Source organism: Sphingobacterium sp. GVS05A (genome assembly GCF_019969845.1).
Classification (GTDB): Bacteria; Bacteroidota; Bacteroidia; order Sphingobacteriales; family Sphingobacteriaceae; genus Sphingobacterium.
Genome location: NZ_JAHXYR010000015.1, coordinates 1 through 1,681, shown reverse-complemented (window position 1 = coordinate 1,681; position 1,681 = coordinate 1). Strand labels below are relative to the sequence as shown.

Sequence of the window (1,681 nt, the reverse complement as noted above, 5' to 3'; positions counted from 1 at the left end):
CATAATGATGTCTTTAATTTTTTTATACCATATCTTTTCATTTCGGTAGCACTGTATTCGGTGTATTATACCTATTTAATGATCCGACACCTTTATGATAGCTATACCAAGTTAATGTCAGAGGGGAGGTACGAGGATTGGAGCAAAATTAAATGGTTGAATTACGTACTGTTTTTTAGAATATTGCTTCTGATAACATTTATAGGGTTGTATTCATTCACGTCGTATAACAATTTATTATATGCCTTGTTTATCCCTGTGCAACATCTAATCTTAACTTATAATTTGTTGCAAAGGAATTACGTTTTAAAAAAGACCTATTTGCAGATAAATAAAATTTTGATGCCTTCAGGCCGGATTGAAAATGATGTTCAAGTTAGTATATCGGAGGAAAAGGATAACATAATTGAAGTGAAAGAGGAAGCGACTTCAATTCTTTCGCAAGCACAATTAGACTCCTATTTTCGAGAAAATAAACCATTCCTTGACCCTGATCTCAAGATGGAGCAAATGGTGAAGATTTTTAATACAAATAGAGCTTATTTCTCCAAGTTTGTAAATGTTGCTTATGGTGTTAATTTTAGTAATTACATCAATATGTGGCGGCTTAGGGAGTTAGATTCTTTGATGGAAGATCCGGAACATAAGGAGAAAGATTTGCAGACACTCATTACGATGGCAGGATTTGGCAGCCTACGTAATTATTGGCGGGTTAAGAAGAAACTTGAAGAAAAACATAAAAACGATAAATATTCAGAATGATGGATTTAAACTTATTAGCACAAGTATTGGCTTTTGCATTGCCGATTTTTTCTGCTCTGTATTGTCTTATTTTGTTGTTTATAAATTTGTATTTTAATAAACATGATGTTTTTACTAAAAGGCTGTCCTTTTTATTAGTTATTTTTTACTGTATTGAGATAGTTTACAGTATAACTATTTTATTTTTTATTCATTACAAAGATCTCTCTAATTATGTAATTCCGGTGTATTATTTTAGTATGCTGCTTATTCCTGTATTATTATATCATATTATTTTTAAAATCACTCGTTTACGCAAAGCAGAAGAATTCAATTTTTGGCATTATGGCATCCCTGTCTTTTTCTTTCTACTAACTAGTGTCTGTATCGTTATAATTTCTCGTAACATTTTTGGTTCTCTAAAAGGTGGAATGGATGCTTATCCTGAATATAAATCGTTTGTCTTATTTTTGGCAAAACTGACACCTTTTTTTAGGCTGATTTTTAGTTCTTTTTATATCATTCTATCCCTCCATCGAGTATTTACTTATAGAAAAAAGATCAAAGAATACTCTGCTGATATAGGTACTTCGTCCCTAGTTTGGTTATATAAGATACTTTTTTGCCTGATTATTTTGTTTCCTATTACTTTCGTTCATTATTTTTCTGTCGTTGGCAGTCTTTTTGATGATGTGACAATAGTCATCAGATTGACTTTGATCGTTATATTTAATAGTATTTTATGTTGCAATATTTTCTCCAAGAATTTTTTGCTGTTAACCGAAGATATTATATTTCAAGAAAAAGATAAGATTTCGGACGACAATATCGCAGGTAATCCCATTGATCCCGTGGTCTTTGAAGAATATATGGATGCTGAAAAACCTTACTTAAGTCATGATCTTAAAATTACAGATCTTATGGCACCATTAGGGACCAA

2 protein-coding genes are annotated in these 1,681 nt (G+C 31.2%); both read left to right on the top strand.

Annotated features, from left to right (window positions below; genetic code table 11):
• Positions 1 to 321: 321 nt before the first annotated feature.
• A complete protein-coding gene (locus tag LC454_RS26220) occupies positions 322 to 762 on the top strand; it encodes a hypothetical protein (protein ID WP_223585387.1) in 441 nt (146 codons plus the stop codon).
• Positions 759 to 1,681: hypothetical protein (locus LC454_RS26215; RefSeq protein WP_223585386.1), on the top strand; the 923-nt coding region annotated here is incomplete at its 3' end. The genes LC454_RS26220 and LC454_RS26215, both read left to right, overlap by 4 nt.